At 41.9% G+C, this 24404-nt stretch carries 22 protein-coding genes and 4 pseudogenes; 13 read left to right on the top strand and 13 right to left on the bottom strand.

The window, feature by feature from the left end; genetic code table 11:
- Positions 1-23: 23 nt before the first annotated feature.
- Genes RAM70_RS14085 through mazG form a run of 3 tightly spaced genes read right to left on the bottom strand, consistent with a single transcriptional unit; the run spans position 24 to position 2032 of the window.
- A complete protein-coding gene (locus tag RAM70_RS14085; RefSeq protein ID WP_441338880.1) occupies positions 24-566 on the bottom strand; it encodes an REP-associated tyrosine transposase in 543 nt (180 codons plus the stop codon).
- A 57-nt stretch (positions 567-623) separates the two neighbouring features.
- Positions 624-1199: a signal peptidase I gene (gene lepB / locus RAM70_RS14090; protein WP_045356607.1), complete on the bottom strand. Its 576-nt coding sequence runs from the start codon at positions 1197-1199 to the stop codon at positions 624-626.
- A complete protein-coding gene (gene mazG, locus RAM70_RS14095) occupies positions 1199-2032 on the bottom strand; it encodes a nucleoside triphosphate pyrophosphohydrolase (RefSeq protein ID WP_312674304.1) in 834 nt (277 codons plus the stop codon). The genes lepB and mazG overlap by 1 nt, the downstream gene beginning before the upstream one ends.
- 322 nt (positions 2033-2354) lie before the next feature.
- Between mazG and RAM70_RS14100 the strand changes: the two genes are divergently transcribed.
- The gene (locus RAM70_RS14100; RefSeq protein WP_045356605.1) at positions 2355-3350 is read left to right on the top strand and encodes a glycosyltransferase; all 996 of its coding nucleotides are present in this window, start codon (positions 2355-2357) and stop codon (positions 3348-3350) included.
- Between the two features lie 195 nt (positions 3351-3545).
- Positions 3546-4451 carry an Npun_R2821/Npun_R2822 family protein gene (locus RAM70_RS14105; RefSeq protein WP_045356604.1) on the top strand — a complete coding sequence of 302 codons (906 nt, stop codon included), beginning with the start codon at positions 3546-3548 and terminating at the stop codon, positions 4449-4451.
- A 42-nt stretch (positions 4452-4493) separates the two neighbouring features.
- On the opposite strand, the gene RAM70_RS14110 is transcribed toward RAM70_RS14105, so the two are convergent.
- Both RAM70_RS14110 and RAM70_RS14115 read right to left on the bottom strand, forming a co-directional pair.
- Positions 4494-4784, bottom strand: coding sequence for a DUF3288 family protein (locus RAM70_RS14110; RefSeq protein ID WP_002767861.1), 291 nt, complete (start codon positions 4782-4784; stop codon positions 4494-4496).
- A 2-nt stretch (positions 4785-4786) separates the two neighbouring features.
- Complete coding sequence (locus tag RAM70_RS14115; protein WP_045356600.1) at positions 4787-5464, bottom strand: hypothetical protein; 678 nt, start codon at positions 5462-5464, stop codon at positions 4787-4789.
- A gap of 299 nt (positions 5465-5763) precedes the next feature.
- Between RAM70_RS14115 and RAM70_RS14120 the strand changes: the two genes are divergently transcribed.
- From RAM70_RS14120 to RAM70_RS14130, 3 genes are all read left to right on the top strand, one after another.
- Complete coding sequence (locus RAM70_RS14120; RefSeq protein ID WP_002760983.1) at positions 5764-5976, top strand: hypothetical protein; 213 nt, start codon at positions 5764-5766, stop codon at positions 5974-5976.
- 140 nt (positions 5977-6116) lie between these two features.
- On the top strand, positions 6117-7007 hold the full coding sequence (gene trpC / locus RAM70_RS14125) for an indole-3-glycerol phosphate synthase TrpC (protein WP_312674308.1): 891 nt from the start codon (positions 6117-6119) through the stop codon (positions 7005-7007).
- A gap of 220 nt (positions 7008-7227) precedes the next feature.
- Positions 7228-8382, top strand: coding sequence for a pyridoxal-phosphate-dependent aminotransferase family protein (locus RAM70_RS14130; RefSeq protein ID WP_045356596.1), 1155 nt, complete (start codon positions 7228-7230; stop codon positions 8380-8382).
- 182 nt (positions 8383-8564) lie between these two features.
- Here RAM70_RS14130 and RAM70_RS14135 read toward each other — a convergent pair whose 3' ends face one another.
- Entirely contained in the window at positions 8565-9884 is a 1320-nt protein-coding gene (locus RAM70_RS14135; protein WP_312674310.1) for a four-carbon acid sugar kinase family protein, read from the bottom strand.
- 150 nt (positions 9885-10034) lie between these two features.
- On the opposite strand from RAM70_RS14135, the gene lpxA reads away from it, so the two are divergent.
- Together lpxA and lpxB are read left to right on the top strand one after the other, a co-directional pair.
- Positions 10035-10871: an acyl-ACP--UDP-N-acetylglucosamine O-acyltransferase gene (gene lpxA / locus RAM70_RS14140; RefSeq protein ID WP_045356594.1), complete on the top strand. Its 837-nt coding sequence runs from the start codon at positions 10035-10037 to the stop codon at positions 10869-10871.
- A gap of 229 nt (positions 10872-11100) precedes the next feature.
- Positions 11101-12312, top strand: coding sequence for a lipid-A-disaccharide synthase (lpxB, locus tag RAM70_RS14145; RefSeq protein ID WP_045356593.1), 1212 nt, complete (start codon positions 11101-11103; stop codon positions 12310-12312).
- 294 nt (positions 12313-12606) lie between these two features.
- Here the strand turns inward: lpxB and RAM70_RS14150 are convergent, their stop codons facing one another.
- Positions 12607-13689: a sulfate ABC transporter substrate-binding protein gene (locus RAM70_RS14150; protein ID WP_045356592.1), complete on the bottom strand. Its 1083-nt coding sequence runs from the start codon at positions 13687-13689 to the stop codon at positions 12607-12609.
- A 402-nt stretch (positions 13690-14091) separates the two neighbouring features.
- Here RAM70_RS14150 and RAM70_RS14155 point away from each other — a divergent pair, with 402 nt between their 5' ends.
- The 3 genes and pseudogenes from RAM70_RS14155 to ltrA all read left to right on the top strand — a co-directional run bounded on the left by RAM70_RS14155 (position 14092) and on the right by ltrA (position 17544).
- Positions 14092-14532 carry an IS630 transposase-related protein gene (locus tag RAM70_RS14155; RefSeq protein ID WP_312672026.1) on the top strand — a complete coding sequence of 147 codons (441 nt, stop codon included), beginning with the start codon at positions 14092-14094 and terminating at the stop codon, positions 14530-14532.
- A pseudogene (locus RAM70_RS14160) lies at positions 14478-14963 on the top strand (IS630 family transposase); the annotation flags it as partial. The gene RAM70_RS14155 and the pseudogene RAM70_RS14160, both read left to right, overlap by 55 nt.
- 735 nt (positions 14964-15698) lie before the next feature.
- A pseudogene (gene ltrA / locus RAM70_RS14165) lies at positions 15699-17544 on the top strand (group II intron reverse transcriptase/maturase).
- A 159-nt stretch (positions 17545-17703) separates the two neighbouring features.
- On the opposite strand, the gene RAM70_RS14170 reads toward ltrA, so the two are convergent.
- The 3 genes from RAM70_RS14170 to RAM70_RS14180 all read right to left on the bottom strand — a co-directional run bounded on the left by RAM70_RS14170 (position 17704) and on the right by RAM70_RS14180 (position 19057).
- Entirely contained in the window at positions 17704-17910 is a 207-nt protein-coding gene (locus tag RAM70_RS14170) for a hypothetical protein (RefSeq protein WP_002793818.1), read from the bottom strand.
- Positions 17873-18157 carry a GIY-YIG nuclease family protein gene (locus tag RAM70_RS14175; protein ID WP_312675924.1) on the bottom strand — a complete coding sequence of 95 codons (285 nt, stop codon included), beginning with the start codon at positions 18155-18157 and terminating at the stop codon, positions 17873-17875. The genes RAM70_RS14170 and RAM70_RS14175 overlap by 38 nt, the downstream gene beginning before the upstream one ends.
- Before the next feature lie 384 nt (positions 18158-18541).
- Positions 18542-19057, bottom strand: a complete 516-nt coding sequence (locus RAM70_RS14180; RefSeq protein WP_502572682.1) for a group II intron maturase-specific domain-containing protein — start codon at positions 19055-19057, stop codon at positions 18542-18544.
- 89 nt (positions 19058-19146) lie between these two features.
- Between RAM70_RS14180 and RAM70_RS14185 the strand changes: the two genes are divergently transcribed.
- Positions 19147-20163, top strand: a complete 1017-nt coding sequence (locus tag RAM70_RS14185) for an IS4 family transposase (RefSeq protein WP_288016859.1) — start codon at positions 19147-19149, stop codon at positions 20161-20163.
- 54 nt (positions 20164-20217) lie between these two features.
- On the opposite strand, the pseudogene RAM70_RS14190 reads toward RAM70_RS14185, so the two are convergent.
- Positions 20218-20553: pseudogene (locus RAM70_RS14190) on the bottom strand (reverse transcriptase domain-containing protein); the annotation flags it as partial.
- A gap of 113 nt (positions 20554-20666) precedes the next feature.
- On the opposite strand from RAM70_RS14190, the pseudogene RAM70_RS14195 reads away from it, so the two are divergent.
- Positions 20667-21942, top strand: a pseudogene (locus tag RAM70_RS14195) (IS701 family transposase).
- Positions 21943-22161: 219 nt separating this feature from the next.
- Here the strand turns inward: RAM70_RS14195 and RAM70_RS14200 are convergent.
- Together RAM70_RS14200 and RAM70_RS14205 are read right to left on the bottom strand one after the other, a co-directional pair.
- Positions 22162-23019 carry an IS5-like element ISMae4 family transposase gene (locus RAM70_RS14200; RefSeq protein WP_312675926.1) on the bottom strand — a complete coding sequence of 286 codons (858 nt, stop codon included), beginning with the start codon at positions 23017-23019 and terminating at the stop codon, positions 22162-22164.
- A gap of 108 nt (positions 23020-23127) precedes the next feature.
- Positions 23128-23820, bottom strand: a complete 693-nt coding sequence (locus RAM70_RS14205; RefSeq protein ID WP_502572679.1) for a reverse transcriptase N-terminal domain-containing protein — start codon at positions 23818-23820, stop codon at positions 23128-23130.
- Here RAM70_RS14205 and RAM70_RS14210 point away from each other — a divergent pair.
- Positions 23819-23998, top strand: coding sequence for a hypothetical protein (locus RAM70_RS14210; protein ID WP_288002254.1), 180 nt, complete (start codon positions 23819-23821; stop codon positions 23996-23998). The genes RAM70_RS14205 and RAM70_RS14210 overlap by 2 nt on opposite strands.
- The last annotated feature ends 406 nt before the right edge of the window (positions 23999-24404 follow it).

Here is a 24404-nt window from a genome sequence, read left to right on the forward strand (position 1 = left end):
TACATTTGATACATTTATATTGCTTAATCACCCCAAAAACCTTCAGGCTTGGCTATACGTTCACCACTACCCCAATCCTGGGGATAAATTCCTTGAGCGATAAACCGATGGATACTGGAATATTGCCAATCTTGAGGATTTTCACAGAAACCATGCCGCACTGGATTGTCATGAATATAATCGCAATGTGTTGCAAAATCTTGTTCATCTCGGATTAAATGCTCCCAAAATCGGCGTTGCCAAAGATTCCCTTCTCCTCGTTTTTGCCGCGATCGAGAAACTTCACGATTAACCCCCAATGCCTGCCCATAATGCTTTGTGACATAAGTTTTGATTAATCGTAACCTTACCGAAAAATCTTGATCATCATCTGGTAACGTCCATAAACAATGAAAATGATCAGGTAATAGAACAAAAGCATCAATCACAAAAGGATATTTCACCCTAACCTTTTCGATTCCTTGCCTAAGCGCTTTTCTAGCCACATCACAACAAAGCCAAGGCTCTCTCTGATAAGTGATACCAAATCCGTTTTTAATAGTGTGATTAACTCCTAAGTTATGAATTGTTTCTCCCCGCTCCCCGCTCCCCGCTCCCCTATACCTTCTAAACAGGATTTAGTATTAGCTATTCCCCCCTAAAATCCCCAAACGATTAAAAGGAAAAAAGCGAAAAAACGCCCGACCAATCACGTTATTTTCTGGTAAAACCCCCCAGATATGGGAGTCATTGCTATTATTGCGATTATCTCCCATGACAAATAAATTATTTTCCGGCACGAGCAAAGGCATTAAATTATATTGAGGGGGTTCGAGAATATAATCCTCTGACAAGGGTTGATTATTCAGATAAATTTTGCCCTCCTTGACAGCAATTACATCCCCTGCTGTGGCAATCACTCTTTTAATAAAAGCTTGGTTCTTTTGGTATCCCTGTAATTGTAATTGTGCTGGCGGTTCAAAGACGACGATATCCCCCCGTCGAGGAGGATGGAAATCGTAGGAAAGTTTTTCCACTACTAAGCGATCGCCCTGTGCTAAGGTGGGTAACATAGAATCAGAGGGGATAAAACGAGGTTCGGCGACAAAAGTGCGGATCAGTAGGGCTAAAACTAAAGCTATAGTGATAATTTGCAGATTTTCTCGAATAGAAGCCCAAAAACTCTTGGATTTGTCCTTATTAATTTCTTGCTCTTGCATTATTGCCAGGGTGATGGTTGGTGTAACTTAGCCTTCGCTTGCTGCCAGAAAACTGTTAATTCCTCTAGTGTATAGTCATGGAGAGGCTTTTCCGCCACAGATTCCACTAGGGAAAAACGTTGAATAAAACGCAGATTAGTCTCTTGTAAAGCGATACTGGGGTCTAAATTATACCAGCGAGCAAGATTAACAATAGTAAAGAGTAAATCGCCTAATTCTGCCTGTTGATGCTCTTTATCGCCCGATTCTAGGGAATCTTGCCATTCTGCCAACTCTTCGCCGAATTTTTCCCAGACTCCCGCGATATTTTCCCACTCAAAACCGACTCGCGCCGCTTGCCGAGAAATTTTCATCGCCCCGATCAAGGGTGGTAAAGTTTGGGCATAACGAGTTAATTTGCCGCTAATAGTCGGGTCATTTTTTTCCTCAGCTTTGATTTTCTCCCAATTTTGACGCACCTGTTCGGGATTTTCTAGGGATAGATCTCCAAAAACGTGGGGATGACGACGAATTAATTTATCGGTGATGCCTCTAGCCACTTCTTCTAGGCTAAAATTACCCTCATCACTGGCAATTTGAGCTTGTAAAACCACCTGTAGCAGTAAATCGCCTAATTCCTCGGCAATGGCAGTTTTATCACCGCTTTTAATTGCCGCTACCACCTCATAAGCTTCTTCGATAACGTAGGGAATCAGGGTTGCTGGGGTTTGGGCTAAATCCCAAGGACAGCCGCTTTCTGGGTCTCGTAAACGGGCAACAACGGTGATTAAATGGTTTAATGCCTCTAAGATGCCCTTGTAGCTGGGATTATCGGTTTCTGGAAGGCTAGACATCGATTTTTTCCGGTTTTCTCCCCCATTATACCGGTCAGTTTTCAGTTTTCAGTTTTCAGTTTTCAGTTCACTGATTACTGTTTACCGATCACAGCAAAAAAGCTCTCATCTCCCTATCTTCTAATATTCAGTTACAGCCTTTCTCATCAGCGGGAAACCGGTACTTCCAAAAGAGGATATTCCAAGCGCCTAAGACAAGCTGTATCCTTAACAATGGAGCAGTCAAACTAGGAGCCGTCTGAGGTGAAAGTCTCAGGCACGGTTCTGATCAATAATAGCCAAGTCTTACGACTAACGCTTAACCAAAACTTCTATTATCCTGATGAGAAACCTCTATTTTCTCTTGCCCGGTACTACTTCTCCTTTTGGTGGGGGTGGACTGTGGGCAGAAATGAAAACTGTCAATTTGGCTAGTCAAATTTGTACCGCCCAGATTGTGACTTATCGTCAAAAAGAGTTAAATTATCCTTTTTTAGAGGATATACTCGCGAAAATAAGCTCGGATGACAGTATTTTTGTGGTTAGCTGGGGTTTTGATCTGCCTAAACTGGTGCCAAGATTGCGATCGCATAATATCATTTATCATGCCCATAGTACAGGTTACGGTTTCCGTTTACCCTCCCAAATACCAATTATCACCGTTAGCCGCAATACTATGGGTTATTGGGGAGAAAAAGCTCCTAATGCTTTGATTTACTATCTTCCTAATCAAATTGGCTCAGAATTTCTCAATTTAGGCTTAGAAAGGGATATCGATGTCCTAGTACAGGGGCGCAAATCCTCAAAGTATCTTCTCAATCGTCTAGTTCCCGCCCTCCGTCCCCACTGTCGCGTTAAGGTTTTAGATAGCTATGTGGAGGATTTAGTGGGATTATTCAATCGCAGTCGGGTTTATCTCTACGATTCGGCTGAATATTGGGCTGTAAACGGTTTAACCGAGGGTTTTGGCTTACCGCCCCTGGAAGCTTTAGCCTGTGGTTGTACGGTATTTTCTAGCGTCAATAGCGCCTTAGCCGATTATCTCGATCCCGGTTTCAATTGTCAAAAAATCGGGGCCTATTCCACTCAATACGATCTGGAACGTATTCTTAATTATGCCCGTAATTTTCCCGTTAATTCTTTACCTGCTAATTTTCTCGATGATTATCATCCCGAAAAATTACTACCACGTTTTGAAACAATTTTAAGAGAAATTAATGATTTCTTTGATATTAAAAAACGCTATCCGGCTGATATAGAAGGTTTAGAACCCCTGCGACTTAAAAAATTATGGATACAGAGTTCCCTCGCTAAACTTAAGAAAAAACTGTTTAAGTAAACGCATCAACTTTGAGAGTTGACAGAGAAAGATCGATCGGCTATGATCCCTTCCAGACATCTCCTCTCAGTTATCAGTTATCAGTGAACAGTAAACAGTAAACTAAAAACTCAAATCTGATCCCTTCTCCTGTCTCCTGTCTCGACTGGGAAATTAATTTTGCACGACTACTTAACTCTTACCCCGAGGATATTTATGAAGCGAGGAATTTACATTACCGCTAACGATCGAGTTATCGATCAGGCGATCGCATTGATGAATAGTATTCGCTTGTACGATCCCGATTCTCCCGTCATCTTGATTCCCTACGACAATAATTATCAACAAATTGCCGATTTATTGGCAGAAAAATACGGGGTTATTCTCTATCCCGATCTGCAATTAGTGGAAGAATTAGCCCAGAAAATCTACGATATTTTTGGAGAAAAATTCTTTGCTCGTCCCAATCAATTTCGCAAGCAGGTGTGTTGGTTTGGAGAATTAGATCAATTTCTTTATATCGATACGGATATCGTAGTTTTTGAAAAAATAATAGATAATCTAAATTTCCTCGATACCTACGATTTTCTCTGCTGTGATTACCAACACAAAAAAGGGATTACTAACGTCTTTAATCCGCTTGTTTTAGAACAAGGAATCTTCACAGAAAATGATCTAACTGGGATGTTTAACGGTGGTTTTTGGGCTAGTAAAAAGAATCTGTTCTCAGAACAGGAATTATATAGTGCTTTTCAAGAATGTGCCGCTCATCCAGAATATTTTGATTTTTCTCAAAAAACCTCCGATCAACCGATTATTAATTATACCATTCTCAAACGAGTTCCCAATCGATTTAATATTGTCCGCGCCCCGGGTTGTCAAGCGGGAAATTGGGGGGGAAGTTCTCATTTTCAACGTCAGGGGAATATCTTAATCGATCCGAGATTAAATCAGCCCTTAAAATATTTACATTGGGCAGGAATTCGCATCGAACCCGGTTGTCCCTACTGGGATATCTGGAAATATTATCGTTATCTAGATGATCCTAATCCCCCCGCAGATCCGCAGGCAAGCAAACCAAAAAATCGTTTTCAGAGATTATTAGATAAAATCAAATTATAGGTTTTATTTTTCCTCTCGCACCATTAAGATAACTGCTGCAATTTAACTCCAATCCTGTTGCTCCTCGGTTTGGCGAATTTGATACACTTGTCCGTGACTGTGCAGTTGTCGAGTTTTTGCCCATAAACTAGCTTCATCTAACTGCCATTTTTCTAGGATTAAATCTAAATCTCTTTGGATTTCTCTTGCCCCCGGAAAGTTTTGATAACGTATGCGTAAACGAGCGCATTCAGCTAAGTTTAAATCATTGGGTTCTGATTGCAGCAGCTGATCAACAATCGGGCGATCGAGTCTTTCCTGTGGATGTTGTTGTTCTTGATTTTTACTAGCCATAATTAATCGAACCAACCGATTTCGGAATCCGTTAACTCTGTGGGGGTAGGATTGGGGGCAATATAACGGGCTAAAGTTGCCATTTCAAAGTTATAAAGACTGGGTTTCTTCGGCGCAGGTTTGATAATTGGTGAGGATTCAGGAGTGGGGGTGGGACTATTTTCTAGGGTTTTAATTTGATTATATAATTTTTCAGTTAACTGTTTTTTCTCAGTCAGTTCCGTCTGGGATTGACTTAATTGACTCGATAGTTTTTCAATTAACTGTTTTTTCTCGGTTAATTCCGTCTGGGATTGACTTAATTGACTCGATAGTTTTTCAATTAACTGTTTTTTCTCGGTTAATTCCGTCTGGGATTGACTTAATTGACTCGATAATTGTGCCACCAAAGTGGTTTTTTCCGAGAGGACAGATTCTAACTGCTCAGTCTGTTGTTGTAACTGCTGTAAACTGACAGAGAGTTCCAGCTGTTCTTTAAGTTCTTCTTCCAGAGAAATAACTTTTTCTTGGAGAGTTTGCCCATTTTTCTCGGTTTTTTCTAATTCTGCCGTCAAGTCGTTAATTTTTGCCTGTAAGGTGGCGTTAGTTTCCTTAGAACGTTTGACAGAAGGAGAGGGTTGGGATTCTACCTCTTTATTAGCTTCTGTACGGATGAGATCGTTTAAATTACCTTTGGTCATAAGCTCTGCAAATAGGATATTACGATAGAGTCGGATACTGTCAAGAAATCTGTTGGCTTAGGCAATCGATCATTATTCGCCCGATATACAAGCTTGATTACGCTGGGGAATTGTTCCATAGGTTTTATTGTATAGCTTGAGGTCGATCGATCCCTGTCCATTTGAGGAATGAGAACAAATACCTAAATCTCAGTTTCATAGGTAAGATTCTAAATTTTTCTGTAGTTAATGATACGGAATACTAAATTTGTGTCAGACTGAAGGTAGAAGTTGATCGCACCTGTGGCAAGGGTAAATTTATGAATATTCAAGAAAAAGCACGTCTTAATTTAACCCAAGAACGACAAGCAGAGGGAATGCTCGAAGAAAATGTCTTAACTCGTACGGAGGAGCTTTTAGGGGAAGGGGAGGCAGAAACTGCGAAAGCGCGGGTTTTATTAACTGAAAATCGTCAAGAAGACGAAAAACTCCAAGATAAAATTTTAGAACGTTCGATCGAAGCTATGCAATAGCCTTTAGGTGAAGACTGGGAATGTCCACAAAAGTTATAGATAAATATCTGTAGAGACGTGGTTTTCCCCGTCTCTATTTCAATTACCGATAACTAATCACTGTTAAACTAATCACTGTTCACACTCTGGACAGTGAAACAATGCAGATCCGAAGAAAACACCCCAATCCTGCCGTCAAAGTTGAGAGTTTGAGTTATGTGGTGAAAGTGCCAGAGGCACAACCACAAAATATTTTAGAAGAAATCGTTTGGCATAAGGAGATCGAAGTCGATAAATTGCGCGAAAAGTTGCCTTTATCGGAATTACGCCAAAAAATAGCCAATACTGCGCCACCTTGCCACTTTTTAGCCGCCTTAAAACAGGGTAAAACCCAACCCGCTTTGATTGCCGAAGTGAAAAAAGCTTCCCCTAGCAAGGGAGTCATCCTGGAAGATTTTGATCCTGTAGCGATCGCCCGTACCTATGAACGGGGTGGGGCCACTTGTTTATCGGTTTTAACCGATAGTAAGTTTTTTCAAGGTAGTTACGAAAATCTTAGCCTCGTCCGGCAAGCGGTATCTTTACCCCTACTATGCAAGGAATTTATCCTTTATCCCTATCAAATCTACTACGCTCGCTCTCAAGGAGCCGATGCTGTCCTTTTAATTGCCGCTATTTTAAGCGATCAAGACCTAGCATATTTTGTCAAAATTGTCAAGGGTTTAGGGATGACAGCTTTGGTAGAGGTGCATAGTCTGGCCGAATTCGATCGAGTGTTAGCCATTGAGGGAATCGAACTAATCGGCATCAATAACCGCAATTTAGAGACATTTAAAGTCGATTTAGACAATACTCGCCAATTACTAGAAGCCAGGGGCGAAAAGGTGCGAGAAAAAGGTATTCTGATCGTCAGCGAATCGGGATTACACACAGCAACAGATCTGGCGAAAGTGAAGCAAGCAGGAGCAAATGCGGTTCTAATCGGCGAATCTTTGGTAAAACTGCCCGATCCTGCCGCAGGTATCCAAAAACTCTTTGAAAATCGGGAATAGGAGTTAGGAAGTGGGGAAGTGGGGAAGTGGGAAAGCTGTCTCATCACCCCATCACCCCAAAACCCTATCACCCTATCTCCTGAATACTGACTCCTGACAAGCCTGCCTCCTGCGATATAATCAGAGTTTGCCGAATCTTAAATCATCCCCTCAGAATTGATGCGATCGAGATTTGGTTTTTTATCTTTGTTAAATATGGCCCAACGAGAGAGGACGAACCATGGAAAATAAAAATATGTTGATGATTCCCGGCCCCACACCAGTGCCGGAAGCGGTATTATTGGCTATGGCTAAAGCACCGATAGGTCATCGGACGGGTGCTTTTAGCAAGGTAATCGCCGAATTAACCGAAAATCTCAAATGGTTGCATCAAACCAGTGGCGATGTCTTAATGTTAACCGCTTCGGGAACCGGTGTCATGGAAGCGGGAATTATTAATTTTCTCAGCCCCGGCGATCGAGTTTTGGTGGGGGATAATGGTAAATTTGGGGAACGTTGGGCGAAAGTCGCGAAAGCATACGGTTTAAATGTGGATGTAGTTAAGGCAGAATGGGGTAAACCCCTAGATCCAGAAGCATTTACCGCTAAACTGACCGAAGACAAGGAAAAAGCCATCAAAGCGGTAATTATCACCCATTCGGAAACTTCCACCGGGGTTCTCAATGACTTGGAAAGCATCAACAAAGCGGTAAAAAACCACGGGGAAGCTTTAATCATCGTCGATGCTGTCACCAGTTTAGGAGCTTATCATATCCCCATCGATGAATGGGGTTTAGATGTGGTCGGTTCTGGTTCCCAGAAAGGTTATATGATTCCCCCCGGTTTAGGTTTTGTTTCCGTAAGTAAAAAAGCTTGGAAAGCCTACGAAACCGCCAAACTGCCCCGTTTTTATCTAGATTTAGGCAAATACAAAAAAGCTACCGATGAGGATAGTTCCCCCTTTACCCCTCCAATTAACCTGATGTACGGTTTACAAGCTTCTCTGCAAATGATGAGAAGGGAGGGATTAGCGGCAATTTTCGCCCGTCACCAACGCTTAACGAAGATGACGCGGGCCGGTATGCGCGCCCTGGATTTGCCCCTCTACGCGGCGGATTCCTGGGCTTCCACGGCGATTACTGCGGTGGCCCCCACTCTGGTGGATGCGGAAAAAATTCGTTCGACTCTCAATAAAAAGTTCGACATCGCTGTGGCTGGTGGTCAGGATCACCTCAAGGGTAAAATCTTCCGTATCGGTCATTTAGGTTTTGCTAGTGAGAGGGATATCCTCACGGTTATCGCTGCCATTGAAGCGACTTTAATCGAGTTAGGTGTGGAAGGTGTCACCCCCGGCGCCGGTGTGGCTGCCGCTGCCTCGGTGATGGTGCAGGGTTAATCTTGGGTTTATTTTTCCCCTTCTCCCCAGAGAGGGGGATTTTTGCGGGAAAATATACCCTGTACGCCTAAAATTCGCGGCTGCTTCTGAAAATATGCCTCTATATCGTTATTTGGGCGGTGAGGAAGCGAATCTCTTACCAAAAAATCCGCTTTCTCGATCCTTCCTTGATAGCAAATCGGTTATTGGCACAAGCGCTGATAAACTGTGGCTAAAGCTTGCACATCACCAACGTTACCCGGGAAAAGAACCACGGGTAAATTAGGAAAGAGGGGATGAGCGGCTGCTGTGCGAACCATGGAGACCCCGGGGAGAATCTGACCGAGTAAACGGGCTGAACGCAGGCTTAAACCCGTACTTAAGACATCATTGGAGGTAATTCCGCCTTTACTGATTAAAAAACTGATGTCACTGGGTAAACCCTTAACAATGTCCATTAACAGGGTGGAGACGGCAACCCCAAAATCAAGACGTTTCTGCACAGAGGCAAAGGTTAACTCTTGCCGACTGGTATAGATCACGGGGGTTTGTTTATTTTTGTGAATAAGCTTGACTTTTTCCAGAACTTGTGCTAGGAGTTGCTCTCGTTGGTCGGGACGATCGCGCAATGCCGTCACATCGATTTCGACTCCGACGGTGTTGGGTTGTTGAAGCAGTTCATCTAATTGTTGGCTAGTTTTTTTGACGTGGGAACCGACGATAATTGCCCCGGCTTCCCCCGTGGGCTTATACTTACCCATAGATTCGGGCGCGATCGGTTGAGTTCCTAAATTAGCCAAAGAAGTTAAAATACTGGCGGCACTACGGAATAAAAATTTTTTTCCCTCCCCTGCGGCGGTTAAAATATCTTCAGCAAAGCGATCGAGATCCGCTTGAGTTTCCCCATCTACCACCCCACATTGATTATTTTTGAGCTTTTGCAGTCTTTCTAAACTACCTTGACGGATATCTGTCAGTAAAAATCTCTCCACGTCATCTGCTTTAATTCTACCTTGGGTTTTCTCCTCCACATAATCCGGCAGATAACTGTAATGGTAGGCAAAAACCGAATCGCGAGCGAATTCCGTCTCGTGGACAGGAGTGGGAACGCCATCGATGATTAAATAGTGAATACTATCGCGAGTGATTCTGCCCCCCTCAAAAAAGGCCGGAATCAGGAAATGAGCATCAAAACCGCCCAATTCTTCGGCAATAACATCAGTTTCGATCGGATAATGCCCGCGCAGGGTAGAATCGGAACGACTAACCACCAAAAAATCCTCGATTCCCTCTTTAGTTAAGGCAGTTTTCAGGTTATGACAGACTTCTCGCGTGACAGACTCGGCTTTTTCGGGGGTTAAAGCGCGAGTATTGGTCAAAACAAAGAAAATTGGCGCATTATCTGCCAATCCCAAGCGGAGAGTATCTTCATCCCACCGCATCAATAACAGACAACTATGGACTGTTTGGGAACCTGTCGGGTCGTCATCTAAGACTATGATTTTAGGTCTATTATTACTCATATATTTTTTATCAGGATGGGAGGGACGGGAGAACCAAGAGAATCTGGTTAATAGTTTATCGGGTTCTGGTTCCCCATTAAAGTCGTCCCCTCCCTAAGCAACCGCTATCAATCTTGATCACAATCTGTCCAATATAGGATAAGCTATACCATGATTCATACAGTGACGAAGTTGAGCGCGGGAGACTTCCCTTTGAATACGTTAATCCACCCCACTGCGGTTATCCATCCGTCGGCAAAACTTGATCCCAAGGTTAAAGTTGGCCCCTATGCTGTGATCGGGGCCAATGTGGAAATTGAAGCTGATACAATTATTGATGCCCATGTGGTCATTGAGGGTCCGACCAAAATTGGCAAGGGTAATCATATTTTTTCCGGGGCTGTTATTGGTAATGAACCACAGGATTTAAAGTATAAAGGGGGCGAAAGTAGCGTAGAAATTGGTGATCATAACCAAATTCGCGAGTTTGTCACGATTAATCGCGCCACGGATACGGGAGAAGTTACCCAAATTGGCAATAATAATTTATTAATGGCCTATGTTCACGTTGCCCATAATTGTATTTTGCAAGATAACATTATTATCGCTAATAGTGTCGCTTTGGCAGGTCATGTCCAGATCGAATCAAAAGCAGTTATCGGGGGGGTTTTAGGAGTACATCAATTTGTTCATATTGGCAAAATGGCTATGTTAGGAGGAATGAGTCGTATTGATCGCGATGTTCCCCCTTTTACTTTAGTAGAAGGCAATCCCTGTCGGGTACGAACTCTTAATTTAGTCGGTTTACAAAGGGCCGGTTTTACCGATGAAGATTTAACTTTACTGAAAAAAGCTTTTCGGATTATCTATCGTTCTAATATAAATCTTCAGGAGGCTTTAGAACAAGTTTCTCTCTTAACCGATAATCCCCACGTTCAACATCTCTGTCAATTTTTACAATCCTCTACCACAGGAGAAAAACGTCGCGGTTTAATTCCGGGGAAATAATTTCTTGATTGAGGAACAGGGTATGGGGTATGGGGTGTGGGGTGTGGGATGTGGGCTTCGGCCGTGAGCTCAGCCGAACGGGTGTGGGGTGATGGGGAAGTGGGGAAGTGGGAAGAATAAATAAAAATAATCTCCTGTCTCCTGACTCCTATCTCCTGAATCCTGACTCCTATCTCCCGACTCCTGACTCCTGACTCCTGAATTCTTTTATTATCAAATAATTATCCAAATGCGTATATTTATTAGTACGGGTGAGGTATCGGGTGATTTACAGGCAGCGATGCTGATTGAATCCCTTTTTAAACTAGCTAAAACCCAGGCAATTGAGTTAGAAATTTTTGCCCTCGGCGGTGATCGCATGGAGTTAGCCGGGGCGAAAATGTTGGGTAAAACCACTCGATTGGCTGCCATGGGATTAATTGAATCTATCCCCTTTATTTGGCCAACTTTACAACTACAAAAACGGGCAAAAGAGTTTTTTAGAGATCATCCCCCCGATCTGATTATTTTAATTGATTATGTGGGGGCAAATGTGGCGATCGGTCAATCGGCTAAAAAAATTATTCCCCAGGTGCCAATTATTTATTATATTGCCCCACAGGTGTGGATTTGGTCGGAAGAAAATATTCCCTCAGCTAAACTAAGGGCCACAGCAGAAAAGTTATTTAATACGGAAAAATTAATCGCCGTCACCGATAAATTATTGGCAATTTTTCCTGCCGAAGCCCGTTTTTTTGAAGCAAAAGGTTTACCAGTAACTTGGGTGGGACATCCTTTAGTTGATCGTATGGCCAATGCTCCCAATCGCCAAGAAATGCGGCAAAAATGGGCAATAAAACCCGAAGAAACGGTGATTGCTTTGTTACCCGCTTCCCGTCAACAGGAGTTTAAATATCTCGTGCCGACGGTGTGCGCTGCTGCCCAAAAATTACAGGAAAAAATTCCCGATATTAAGTTTTTAATTCCCGTTCCCTTAGCTTTATACGAACCAAAAATGCGAGAATTAGTGGCGGAATATGGATTAAATGCGGTGATTATGGAACGAGATCAGACTTTAGAAGCCATTGCCGCCGCCGATCTGGCTGTGGCTAAGTCTGGTACAGTTAATCTCGAAATTGCTTTGTTAAACGTGCCGCAGGTGGTGGTTTACCGTTTAAGTGCAATTACTGCTTGGATTGCCCGCAATATTATGAAGTTTTCTGTGCCATTTGTCTCACCGGTAAATTTAGTTTTAATGCGAGAAATTGTTCCCGAATTATTACAAGAGGAAGCTAACCCGGAAAGAATTATGCAGGAATGTCTAGACCTATTATTAAATCAGCAACGTCGGCAAAAAATGTTAGATGAATACGCAGAAACTAGGGCCGGTTTAGGAACGGTGGGCAGTTGCGATCGAGTGGCGCAAGAGGTGTTTAAAATGCTAGAATTGAGAGGGAAATAATAGAAATATATTAGGGGTCGAGAATGGAAGAATCAATAGCAAGTTTCCATTTTTGATTTTGTCAAGTAGATACATCTTTTTTTAGCTAAGTACCTAAGCAAAATTAATTACACATATCTAAACACCTCTTGCCTCTTGCAAGAGTGCCTCTTGCCTATCTTCACTAGGAAATTAATTTTGCACGACTACTTACTAACTATCAGTTTTGTTTTTTTGGCCATCAGCAATCAACTATCTCTGCCATTACTTTTGTAATCACAGTTATCTAGCTGACGGCTGACGGATCAAGACTAATTAACGCTGAATTTGGTCAAAAATCGCCCCATCAGCGAAGAATTTTTTCTGGATCGCATCCCAGCTACCGACCGCCGTATAGGGGAACAGATTCGACACTTTTGGGTATTGTTTACTAAACTCTTTAGCCACATTAGCATTAACGGGACGGAAACCCACCTTGGCGAATTCCCGCTGCGCTTCGGGAGTAAAGAGAAATTGGGCAAAAGCTGTCGCTACTTCCCGGGTTTTGCGTTTATCAACTATTTTATCCACTACGGCCACGGGCGGATCGATCGAAACATTGACCGCAGGAATAGTATAGGAAAAACCGGTTTCTCCTTTTTGACGGGCCAGAATCACCTCGTTTTCGTAGTTAAGCAGCACATCCCCCTGATCCTGTTTAAAGAATACATCGCTCGCCTCCCGGGCATCTTTGGGTAGTACAGGAACGTTTTTATAGACATTACGGACGAAATTGGTCGCTTGTGCTTCATTGCCTCCGGTCCGAGTTACCGATCCCCACAGGGCCAGAAAATTCCACCGGGCCACCCCAGAGGTTTTCGGGTTGGCAGTAATGACTTTAATCCCCGATTTGGCTAGATCTGGCCAGTTGCGGATTCCTTTGGGATTGCCCTGACGAGTAACTAAAGCTACCACGGAACGAGTGGCGATGGCGTTATTGGGGAGTTCTTTCTGCCAACCGGGGTTAACTAAACCCGCTTTTTGCAAGCGTTCCACATCGGAACCGATAGCCAAATTTACCACATCTGCATCTAATCCGTCGATAACAGCGCGGGTTTGGGAACCAGAGCCGCCATAACTCTGTTTAATCACCACATCCTGTTTTTTCTCTCTTTTCCATTTGTTGACGAATAGAGGAATGATTTTTGAGTAGGCCGATTGAGTCACCGCGTAGGAAACTAGGGTGATTTCCACGGTTTGTTGTTTAGCTTGCTGTTTATCCGGACTTGCCAGCAGATTCCCCGATGCCGATAGGGGACTAGAAGCTAGTCCAATTCCCGTTGTGACGACGGCAGCCGTAGCTAGAGAAATAAAAGGTAAGAGGGTTTTCGGTTTTTCGGGTCTAGGCTCATGGATCACGATGTCATCGGCTCCTTTGTTTATTTATGGGAGATTGCTAGGTATTTTTCCTGAGATTGTATTTTATATGAAATAAAAAACAATTACAATACATTGAAGAAAAATTTATACACTCTTAGTTAGGTTAGATGCAAATAAATCAAGCCATTAATAGCTTGATTAGCTGAAAAAAGTGTAAATATTCGATTTATATAGCTTAAATGTGCCTTTAAATTCGCCTGAAGCCTCTTTATGCTTCCAGAATAGAGATTTTATTGTCTTTATGGAGAATAAAGAATTTTTTAGCGATCAAAAACCTCTCCCTAGGTGGCTTCACCGGTGAGGTTAGCGAACCTTAGCAACTATAGCAAAGAGCGGGATAGTTAGGACATAATAGAGAAAAAGAAATGAGGAGAAGCTTTCATGGCAGCACCCTATAGTGATGATTTAAGACAGAAAGCAGTGAGTGCCGTAGAGCGAGGGGAGAAAAAAAGCCATGTCTGTCGCACCCTCAATATTAGTCGTAATACATTAGACCTATGGCTGAAACGGAAGAAACAAACTGGGACGGTGGCCGCTAAAACTAACTATCGTCGAGGGCCGAAGCCCAAAATTGACGATTTAGAAGCCTTTCAAAAGTTGGCCGAACAATATGGGCATTTGACCCAAGAAAAAATGGCGCAAAAATGGGCTAACCCAGTCAGTAGGATGAGAATTGGTCAAGCGCTCAAAAGAATTGGATTTACTAGAAAAAAAAAACTTATGGCTACAGAGAAAGAGATGAAGAAGCCCGAAAAGAGTTTCTCCAAAAAATCAGAGGTTATGCCCCGGAAAGATTTGTCTATATTGATGAAGCTGGAATAGATAACACCATCGATTATCCTTATGGATATTGTCACAAATCAGAAAGATTTGAGGCTTTAAAGTTAGGTCACTGTAGCGAACGAGTTAGTGTGATCAGCGGTTGGTGGCGTGGTTCCACGATCGCGCCAATGGTGTTTGAGGGGTACTGTAATACAGAGTTGGTGTGTGAGTGGATAGAACAATTGCTATTACCCGAACTACTACCCGGTCAAATTATCATCATTGATAACGCCAGTTTTCATCCCAAAGAGAGAATCAAAAAATTGTTAGCTAAAGCGGGATGTGAAGTGCTATTTTTACCCGCCTATTCTCCAGACCTCAACAAAATTGAAAAGTTCTGGGCTAGATTGAAAAACTATGTTAGTCAGATTATCAATGATAGTGAAAACCTTGTGGATGCTGTGAGTAAAGCCTTCAGGCATCTGTCCTAACTAACTCGTTCTATGCCATATTACCCTAAAATTGAAGCGGTAGTGCGAAACGTTTAGGCATGAAATAGGGCTGAAATGCCTGAAATAACCGCCTAGTAAGGTCTTCAGTCCCTTGACTGAATCTAAAAGGTCAACCTTGACCAACCTTATAACTGTTTATATGTCCCGACGTTTAGTATCACTTGATACCAAGCTAGGCAAGGGGACTCAAGGTCAAAACACTTTGTAACAATTATTTACAATTGTCTCAAAGGTGAGAGTAACGGCGATAGCCACCCCCAGATTCAGAAGTCACAACTCTGGGACTGAAGCGGGGAACGGAAGGCTCCGAGGTATAACCTAACACCAGAATCGAGACCAATGCCAACCATCCATGATTAGGCGTGAGCCGAATGTCTGACCTGAACCATCGTAATTAATAAGCAGTGAAATAGGTTGACACACTGCGTTCAAAAGAATAAGGGAAACAGTGAGAAAATTTTGCTTTTAACTCACACAGACCTTTAAAGTACCCCGGTGGAGAGGATAAATCTAAAGATGGAATGCCCATATAAACGGAACGTAATAAACCCCTTTAAGGCTCTGGTATCGGTCGAAATACCCAGTAGTGATAAGTGTAAGCGCAAGCCTTAAAGGGTGTGAGATGTAACCAAAAGCCAACGCTTGACGGTAATAGTCAGGATATGCTGACGGGTTACGGTTTGATTGTAAGGATAGAGTTCAGTAGGAGTCTATATGACGAAATCGAGAGAAGGTAAAGGGTTCGGGAAACCGAAAACCACTAAGACTACGAATGTATGGAAGGCTATCAATTGGGCGAAAGTCCAAAGATATGTTTTCAAGCTCCAAAAGAGGATATACCAAGCGGCTAAATCGGGACAGGATGCAAAGGTTAGAAGGTTGCAACGTCTATTGGTGAAATCGTACTACGCTCGCCTATTAGCGGTTCGCAAAGTAACCCAAGATAACCAAGGAAAGAAAACAGCAGGAGTCGATGGAATGATAGCAGTATCCCCAGAACAAAGGCTAAATCTAACCGAAGAAATCAAGGGAACACTTAAAGCAAAACCACTAAGAAGGGTATGGATTCCTAAACCCGGCAGGGACGAAAAACGCCCACTAGGAATACCAACCATCAAAGACAGAGCTAGACAAGCGTTGATTAAATCGGCACTTGAACCAGAATGGGAGTCAAAAATGGAAGGAACCAGTTATGGTTTCCGACCGGGAAGGTCTGCCCATGACGCAATATCAAGGATATACACCACCATTAATCAAGGTAGCTACTTTGTATTAGATGCCGATATTGCCAAGTGTTTTGACCGAATTAATCACAACTTTTTACTGTCTAAAATTCATTGTCCAAGTTCCCTGAAAAGAGACATTAAACAATGGCTTAAAGCAGGAGTATTGGATAACGGCGTATTTGAAGAAACAGAAACAGGGACACCACAAGGAGGGGTAATAAGTCCACTACTTGCCAACATCGCACTGGATGGAATGATGAGATTAATTGAAACTTTATTTCCCAAAAAGAGATATATCCAAGCCGTCTCAATAAGATACGCCGATGATTTTGTAGTAATTTCCCCATCACTCGAAATCATTGAACAGTGCAAAACTGCTATTTCTGAATGGTTAAAACCCATTGGATTAGAACTCAAACCAGAGAAAACCAGAGTGTGTCATACACTCAACCCCATTGAATACAATGGGAAAACAGAAGAACCCGGTTTTGACTTTCTAGGATTCAATATCAGACAATATCCAGTAGGAAAATACAAATCTGGGAAAACAGGAGGGAGAGGAAGCCGATTAATTGGTCACAAAACCCACATTAAACCCAGTCAAAAAGCAGTTAAAGCCCACACAGAAGCGATTAAAGGTGTAATCAAAAAATACAAAACAGCACCTCAATCAGCCTTGATTAGTCATTTAAACCCAATTATTAGAGGTTGGGCTAACTACTACTCAGGAGTAGTATCCACAGATACCTTCAATAAACTAGACTACACAATCTGGTTAATGTTAAGGGCATGGACAGTAGCAAGATGCGGTAAAGCGAACTACGAAAAACTGAGAAACTATTTTAGACCGGGTACAGTTAAACTCAGCAATGGGAAAGAAAGACACGAATCTTGGTTATTTCAAACCAAAGATGGTTATCAATTATGGAAACATAATTGGACACCAATTGTCAGACATACCCTAGTACGCCCCGACGCATCACCTTATGACGGAAATTGGACTTACTGGGCGACCAGAAGAGGACAAGCAATCGACACACCGACAAGAGTAGCCAAACTACTTAAGAAGCAACAAGGCAAGTGTAGCCGATGTGGGCAGTATTTCACCCCATCGGATTTAATTGAAGTTGACCACATTCACCCTCTAAGCTTAGGCGGAAAGGATGAATATAAGAACCTTCAATTACTACACCGCCACTGTCACGATGATAAATCGGCATCGGATGGAAGCCTAAAAATCATCTACATTGACACCATCAGAAGTTAATGTAGATAATACAAGGACAACCAAAAGATGTCAAGTTGTATCCTTAACAGGGGAACAGTCAAACTAGGAGCCGTGTGATGCGAAAGTATCACGCACGGTTCTGAATGGGAGGGGAGGTCGGTGACGACCTTCTCGACCCCTAATCTAACGACTTCAATCAATGAGGATGGTGCGTTCTCAAAAATCCTGCATTAGGGAACGCACCCTACAGCGGTAGCCATCCCACTTATTGACCTCGCCCTGGCTTACAGTCGGCAAAACTTAATGCCTCTGTGTCTAAAAAACTGGCGATCGCCATCTCAAGAATCGCTTCAACGGGATAATCAATTTCAGTAGCGCGAGCAATCAAAGCATCCTGAATCCAGTCTGGTAAGCGTCTTAAAATAATTTCTGCATCAGTGGACGAGATTTGCTCTGAAAGTTTCGCTTGCATGGGTTAGGACTCCAGCATGAATTTGAACATTATAGGGTGGCTCAGTCGCTCTCAAAATGATCGCCTCTAGTTCTAATAGTAGCGCAGGGTTTTTCGAGTAAGGTATTGTCTGCACTGCTATGCGTACATCTTCGCTGTTGTATTGATCCAGCCAAGCCCACAAAAAAGCTTTGTGTCCACCTTTAAAACGACCCCGTAAACTTTTGGTTTTACCAATGTAAAGCAATCCCTGAGATCTATGCCTGATACCATTTTTCTAAAGTAATGGCAGAGATGGTTAATTTCCCTCACCCCCAACCCTTCTCCCAAAAAGGGAGAAAGGAGTAGAATGTCTGCCACGAATAAAGAAAAATGGTATGACTGCGTAAATGCCAGGACAATCAGGAATGTCACTAAAATCCCGGCTCAAGGGTTGGCATTGCTCAAAGGGAGTAAACGCAATTGCATCCAAGACGCTTCTTGCTTGGTTCTGTATTTCAGAGTTGTTCGTTGGCACGGAAGGCAGATTATCGGTTGTCGAACTGATCATGCCACAGAAAAAGATGGGTAGAGTCGATGGGAGGTATTATCCTCCGCACCTCTCTCTTAGAGCCGAGCGTGCGACTTTCACCGCACTCGGCTCCCGATAATCTTAGCTTTCACTTTTGCACCTGTGGATGTAATCGTGGCATGATTCGTGTACTGCCAAAAGATTATTGGCTCGACCATTAGCGTGATTTCTATCGATGTGGTGCAGATGTATTCTTTCCTCATCAATAAATTTCAAGCCACAATATCCACAGGTATGGTTCTGTCGGATTAAAGACCTAGAAGTTGCTCCATCGTAAAGTTTGGACTGTCTCTTAGACCAGTAAACTAAGTCACCGTTAAAAGGCGAATAATCTCCTCTAACGTTGATGTGCTTGTTTTCTGAATATGGCACAGGTGGAAACGCTTTTTTGACTAAATTTGCAGCCATCTGGCGGTTTACCTTTTTTTCTTTTAAGAACACTTTATATGTCCTATGATTAAGTTGCCATAATGAGAATCTTGAGCCATTCAGTTTACAATAGCGGTGGTAGTTTCTCCATCCTCTGACTATTGGAGCTAATTTTTGGGCTTTAATCTTTGCCCCATAATTCGAGTGATTGATGATGGCTTTAACCAGAAGTGTTGAACGTTGAGAAAAGTCAGAAAAAAAATGCTATTATAGATAGAATCTAGACAACTTATTCCCCTCACAATAGGGAGTTTGCCCTGATGACGAATTTTTCAAAACTCATAAAAGAGCTTCTCAAACCACTGCCTAAAAATGACTACCCCGCTTTAGATACTTTTACATTTTTGTCCTGTTGGATTGGTTTTGCTTTAGATAAAAGCATCGTCAGTATGAGGGACTTATGCAGTAGAATGGTACTTCAAGGAATTAATGTAAATTTATCCACATTTTCTAAGGCAAGCAAAATTAGAGAAACAAGTCCATTTGAGAAAGTCATTGTCGAATTAAATAAGCGTTTAGTTGCCAAAAAAGGAATAGAGAATGCGCGAGCTTTATTTCCTATTGACTCAACAATAATTAGCTTAACCAGTAAATTACTATGGTCCCAGGGATGGCATCAAGTAAAACTATTCTCTGGTCTTAATAGTATCACAACAGAGGTGGTCGGAATACTCATCCATTTTGGTCAAGGTCATGACTCAAAAGAAGGAGGAAAAACGATAGAAGCAATTCCTGTAAATGGAGTTGGAGCAATGGATAGAGGATTTGCGTCTAATCAAAGAATCACCGAATTATTAGAGAGTAGTGACAAGCATTTTGTCTTGAGAGTGAAAAATAATATTAGCCTAGAGATGCTCGAAAATGGCAAGTGTAAACTCGGAAAAGATAAAAGACAAATAGAAGTAAGAGTAGTCGCTTTTTGCGACCTAGAAAGTCAAACAGAATTTCGGCTGGCGACAGATTTACCTCTAGAAGGAGAAGGAGCAGTTAGTAATGAAGAAGTTGCCGAAATTTACATCCAAAGATGGCAAATAGAACTGCTGTGGAAATTTTTAAAAATGCATCTAAAGTTGGATAATCTAATCACTAAAAACGAGAACGGAATCCGCCTACAGATCTATAGTTGCATTATCGCTTATCTGATTCTACAGCTAATAGATATTGAAGAAGGATTTGGGAAAAGCTTATTAGACAAACTGCGCTATTTACAGAGTTTCATGTGTCAACATATTAGCTATGTACACTGGTTCCGGAGGATTGTCTATTCAATTTAAAATTTGATGTTATAGGGGTATTATGCTTGTCAATGTAAAGTTTTATTACAGGATTCAACGTTTCTGGGCTTTAACTTTCTGACGAAAGGCTTTAAAGTTTTCCTCTGAGGGATAACTTCTAAATTTTCCGTTGGCTTGCACAACAAAGTGCCACCCTAGAAAGTCAAATCCTTCTGTCGAGGCTACTAACCTTGTCTTCGATGGCTTAATGTTTAGACCTCTTGTAGCTAGAAAACTTGCGACTTTTTCCAGAATCTCTTCCGCTTTATCTTGGGGTTTAAGAAGGAACACCAAATCGTCAGCATATCTGACTGAGTAGTGAATATTCTCTATTCCATTGAGAGCGATGTTTGCTAGTAATGGACTCACGACACCTCCTTGGGGAGTTCCTTGTTCAGGAAATTCTGGGTTAACTCCTGCTTTTAATGGGACTTAAACGCTCAACAAAGGTTTAATCGAGTATAATCGTTACAGAATAAGCACTTTACGTTGAAAAATCAGCGATGAAAGAGACAACCCCAGCCGCGATGCCCCCATGCTTTGACCGATGGTGTCGGCGGTTTGACAATTGCTTCAAAAACGAAGCGCAAAAAAACGGCTTCAGACAATATTTAGGAGGATTATTAGGGGAAAGTGAGAGGAAAAACCTCACTCAAATGGCCAATAATGCCGTCGGAGTAGTTTATAACCGATTACATCACTTTTTGACCGAATCGCCTTGGTCAGACCGTCAGGTAAATGAATGTCGCTTGCAAGTGATGAACCAATGCCGCCAGACGCAAATCCCCCGAGGATTTTCCCTGATTGTCGATGACTCAGGACATCGAAAAAGTGGCAATCTGACCGCCGGAGTTGGGAGGCAGTACCTGGGAGAAATTGGCTCCCACAGACAACGGAATAGTCGCCGTAACTACTCATCTCTACGACGGCAAAAAAAGTGTACCCCTAGACATTGAAATTTATCAACCGGCTAGTTCCTTAGCCGAGGGGAAAGAAGACAAAGAATTTAAGAAGAAACCAGAGATAGCGATAGATTTAATTGACCGGAGCTTAACCAGAGGCTATCGACCGAAAATCGGGTTAATTGATGCTGGTTATGGCAATAACACGAGTTTTCTAAAAGCCCTGGAAGAAAGAAAGCTAAAATACTTAGGAGGAGTAGCCAAAAATCGAAAAGTAATTATTGAAAAAGAAGGGGGTGTGGAAGAAACAATCCAGCTTGAGCAACTAGCAAAAAGCTTATCAGAAGGGGATTTTGAGAAAATAACTATTCAGCTAGAGCGAGAAAAAACGGTTTGGGTAGCGGTATTCAGAGCGAAAATATCTCAACTAGAAGGAGAAAGGAACTTGGCTATCGTCATGAATGCAAGTTCAATTGAAAAAGCAACAGAGGTGGACTATTTCATCACCAATGTAGTTGAGGCAGATACAGTAACAGCGTCGTGGATAGTGAGGACTTACACCGAAAGAAATTGGGTGGAAGTATTCTACCGAGAAGCCAAAGGATGGTTAGGGTTAAGGGAATACCAAGTCAGGGATAAACGAAGCTTACTTCGTCATTTTATCTTGGGGTTTTGTGCCTATACATTTATCTTGTGGCATAAGTTAACTGGGGGATTGCAAAGGCGGTGGGCGAATCGACCTTTAAACACTTTTGTGGAAGCCTTGGAAGCTTTTCGGACAGCGATGTCTTTCCGTTTCTTTGAGTGGCTGACCGAGAATCGGGATGTGTTTGCCGCTTACAAAGCCAGTTTAGGCTTTAGAACTCTTGCAAATTAATTATATGTTATAATGATGGGTTAACTAATTTTCCCCAAAAAATCAGTTAATCAGTACATTTGTCCTGAATGAAAACTTGAAGTTTAACTTTTAACTCAAAACTCTTTAGAGCTGCTTTAATTTGGTTATCAAAACCTCTTTATTTAAGCGGCACAAACTATCTCAATTATAAAAATTGAGAATAAATTCTCCTTGACTTGATTAATCTTTAGGCAACTTTTAAGAAGCTGCTATACCTATCCCTAACTCACAGTTATAAATAGCCGCCAACAAGTTAACTCTTAAACTATATCTTCGACGACGATTCCGATATTTACAGGATAAGATTTTAAAGATTTTGAGTTTCCTATTTATAGGTTCAATGATAATCCTTTCTTTGGCTAAAGCCTTGTTATACTCTTTTTCTAACTCTGTTAATTTTCTATTTTTCGATTTCTTTTTCGGTGTATAACTATTACTATGGTATGCAGCTATTCCCTGATAACCACTGTCTTCTATGCTGGTAGTTAAAGGATGAAAACGAACTCGACTTTTTTTAAATAAACTAAAATCATGACCTCTACCTTTCCCACAAAAGACACAGATAATTTCCTCTGTATTTTGATCAGCTACTAATTGGGATTTTAAAGTATGATAACCTCTTTTACCCCCCAAAAAATCTTTCTGTTTCTTTTGGGGGCGTTCAATGGGAGTTTCCGTTACATCCATTACCGTTATGACCGGTATCTCTGCTTGATTGAGTAAAGCTTTTTTTCCTTTTAAACGGAAGTTTCCCGATTGTAAAAGCATTTTTTCCGTCTTATTTACAATCCGACCTATAGTTGATTCTGATAGTTCCCAGCTTGTACCAATGTGAAAATATGTTCTATATTCTCGCCAATATTCTAACGTTACTAAAACTTGTTCTTCTATAGATAGTTTAGGTTTCGGTCCCCTTTTAGATGGTGAATTAGAGTCGGCTTCAACACTTTTTACTGATTCTACCATCTTTCTATATGTTTGTTTATACACACCGAAACGGCGTTTGAATTGTTCATCTGATAAGTTTTGATAATCCATAATTTTGCTAATAAACATAGCAAAATTATAGATGATTTCCTGACCTAAGATCACATTTTATTCTTTTTTCCACTTCAATCTAAGAATTGAGAAAAAAGCAAAACCCTCCATTATACCATAAAAAAATTATGCAAGAGGTCTTTTGTTTGGGCTTGAAATTTGTTTAAGTCCCATTAAGCATCTCATCAATCCAGCTTTGATGCTTTGGGGAGCAATGATTAATTCCCTTAATGTGTTGTGGTTGATTCTATCGAAGCATTTCTCGATGTCTAATTCTAGGATTCTTTTGTTTAATCCGTTGCTGCTACTTCTTAAGTTTAAGAAGAGTATTTTTTGACAATCGTGAGCGGAACGTCCAGTTCTAAAACCGTAGCTCCTTTCGTGAAATGTGGCTTCGTGGGCAGGTTCTAGGGCGTATTTGACAAGACATTGCCAAGCTCTATCTGAGATGGTAGGAATTTTGAGCATCCGGGTTGTTCCATCCTTTTTGGCTATCGGAATTTTTCTCAGTCCCTGATGTTGCCAATTCCAGACTTTGGTTTCTAGGACTGATTCTAATTCCCACCTTTCTCGGAATGAAAGTGATGCTTTCCCATCTATTCCTGCTGTCTTCTTACCAGCATTTAGTTGAGTTACTTGACGAATTGCCAGTAATCTAGCACTTCGAGATTTTAAGATTAGCTTTTGAAGATTTTTGGCTTTTGCCTTGTCTCCTACTCTCATGGCTTTCCACAATCTACATTGTAGTCGGAATAGATTCCTACGGAGTTTCTTCCACGGAATGTTGTTCCACAGTTCTCTAAAACTATTACTAATCATGAGTCTAACTGGTCTCTACTTGGTTTCTTGTGTTCTGATTACCTCGAAGCAATTACGCTTCGTCCTACCCGATGTTAGGGGTTACGTTGCTCGTCCAACCTACTTGAGTTTCGACTTTTCTCTTGACCTAATCATCGTTTTTCTTCGTTCCGACTGTTGGATTGTTTTGACAACTTAGGGTTGACCACTTCACCCACCTTCAACTCTAGGGATAGCAGATACCGTAACGAAAGCTCTGCGAGTTTAGAAGGTTGAGTCAACATTTTTAGCTCAGATTGTTGCTCTGAAATTGGACGCTTTTTCTGGTTTTCCCTTATTGTCTCCCCGTTAACGCCAGTGCGCCTATCTGTTTTGGCTCTGATTGCGTCCTTGTTCCCCGCTTCAGCCTCTAGATTTCCGAGTCCAGTCACTGGGGGCAGGTCGGGAGTCACTGTGTCCCTTACAGGGTAGGTCTTTCACCTACATCCTTTTTGTCAGTTATGCTGTTTTATCGGCACTCTAGGCTATTTATTCCCCTAGAAACGAATCGCACCTTTACATTTCATTAACGATCGGAACGATCAAACTGTGTTATACCCGATCGC

Origin of the sequence: Microcystis wesenbergii NRERC-220, from assembly GCF_032027425.1 — a bacterium.
Lineage (GTDB): Bacteria > Cyanobacteriota > Cyanobacteriia > Cyanobacteriales > Microcystaceae > Microcystis > Microcystis wesenbergii_A.

Excerpts from the sequence above, each read along its gene's own strand:
- lepB (WP_045356607.1), bottom strand. The coding sequence starts at position 1,199 with ATGCAAGAGCAAGAAATTAATAAGGACAAATCCAAGAGTTTTTGGGCT.
- mazG (WP_312674304.1), bottom strand. The coding sequence starts at position 2,032 with ATGTCTAGCCTTCCAGAAACCGATAATCCCAGCTACAAGGGCATCTTA.
- RAM70_RS14100 (WP_045356605.1), top strand. The coding sequence starts at position 2,355 with ATGAGAAACCTCTATTTTCTCTTGCCCGGTACTACTTCTCCTTTTGGT.
- RAM70_RS14105 (WP_045356604.1), top strand. The coding sequence starts at position 3,546 with ATGAAGCGAGGAATTTACATTACCGCTAACGATCGAGTTATCGATCAG.
- RAM70_RS14110 (WP_002767861.1), bottom strand. The coding sequence starts at position 4,784 with ATGGCTAGTAAAAATCAAGAACAACAACATCCACAGGAAAGACTCGAT.
- RAM70_RS14115 (WP_045356600.1), bottom strand. The coding sequence starts at position 5,464 with ATGACCAAAGGTAATTTAAACGATCTCATCCGTACAGAAGCTAATAAA.
- RAM70_RS14120 (WP_002760983.1), top strand. The coding sequence starts at position 5,764 with ATGAATATTCAAGAAAAAGCACGTCTTAATTTAACCCAAGAACGACAA.
- trpC (WP_312674308.1), top strand. The coding sequence starts at position 6,117 with ATGCAGATCCGAAGAAAACACCCCAATCCTGCCGTCAAAGTTGAGAGT.
- RAM70_RS14130 (WP_045356596.1), top strand. The coding sequence starts at position 7,228 with ATGGAAAATAAAAATATGTTGATGATTCCCGGCCCCACACCAGTGCCG.
- RAM70_RS14135 (WP_312674310.1), bottom strand. The coding sequence starts at position 9,884 with ATGAGTAATAATAGACCTAAAATCATAGTCTTAGATGACGACCCGACA.
- lpxA (WP_045356594.1), top strand. The coding sequence starts at position 10,035 with ATGATTCATACAGTGACGAAGTTGAGCGCGGGAGACTTCCCTTTGAAT.
- lpxB (WP_045356593.1), top strand. The coding sequence starts at position 11,101 with ATGCGTATATTTATTAGTACGGGTGAGGTATCGGGTGATTTACAGGCA.
- RAM70_RS14155 (WP_312672026.1), top strand. The coding sequence starts at position 14,092 with ATGGCAGCACCCTATAGTGATGATTTAAGACAGAAAGCAGTGAGTGCC.
- RAM70_RS14170 (WP_002793818.1), bottom strand. The coding sequence starts at position 17,910 with ATGCAAGCGAAACTTTCAGAGCAAATCTCGTCCACTGATGCAGAAATT.
- RAM70_RS14200 (WP_312675926.1), bottom strand. The coding sequence starts at position 23,019 with ATGTTTATTAGCAAAATTATGGATTATCAAAACTTATCAGATGAACAA.
- RAM70_RS14210 (WP_288002254.1), top strand. The coding sequence starts at position 23,819 with ATGAGTCTAACTGGTCTCTACTTGGTTTCTTGTGTTCTGATTACCTCG.
- RAM70_RS14205 (WP_502572679.1), bottom strand. The coding sequence starts at position 23,820 with ATGATTAGTAATAGTTTTAGAGAACTGTGGAACAACATTCCGTGGAAG.